General features: G+C 32.9%; 1 protein-coding gene. It reads left to right on the top strand.

Annotation, left to right across the window (positions count from 1 at the left end; genetic code table 11):
* A partial coding sequence (locus AOA61_RS31380) for a hypothetical protein (RefSeq protein ID WP_158234837.1) occupies positions 1–505 on the top strand: 505 nt, incomplete at both ends.

Here is a 505-nt window from a genome sequence, read left to right as displayed (position 1 = left end):
CCTTTATGCTTTTAATAATTCGCATCGTCAGTTATCCAACTATTTCAATCTATTGGAATCGTATCGGATCGATAATAGTAGAAGTGCTTCCAGTTTAAATATTCAATCTAACTTTGTGAACCTGCTAAGTTTATTACATAAGAAACAAACTGAAGAGCGTTGGTCTGAGACGGATGCAGAACTAATAGATAGGATGACTTCTAGATTTATTGATTATGAAAATTTAATTTCAGAGGAGCGGAAGCAATTATCAGGCCTATATAATCCATTATCACTGTTTACTGAAACGGCTTCTGTGACTCATTCTATTGATGTGAATCAAATGTCAACATTTTTTGAGGAGATTAATCGTACTAGTCAATTATATTTGCTTTATCAGCGTTTACCTGAAGAAATTGAACCCTTATCTGAAGAGGATATTATAGAGAGGCTTACGTATGTCTTAGAGCTAGATGAAATAAAAAGAGATGAAATGATGATCCAAAAAGATGAGTTTAATAGAATG

The organism is Pseudomonas sp. 2995-1 (genome assembly GCF_002742505.1).
Taxonomy (GTDB): Bacteria; Pseudomonadota; Gammaproteobacteria; order Pseudomonadales; family Pseudomonadaceae; genus Aquipseudomonas; species Aquipseudomonas sivasensis.
This window is presented reverse-complemented; position numbering and strand designations above follow the sequence as displayed.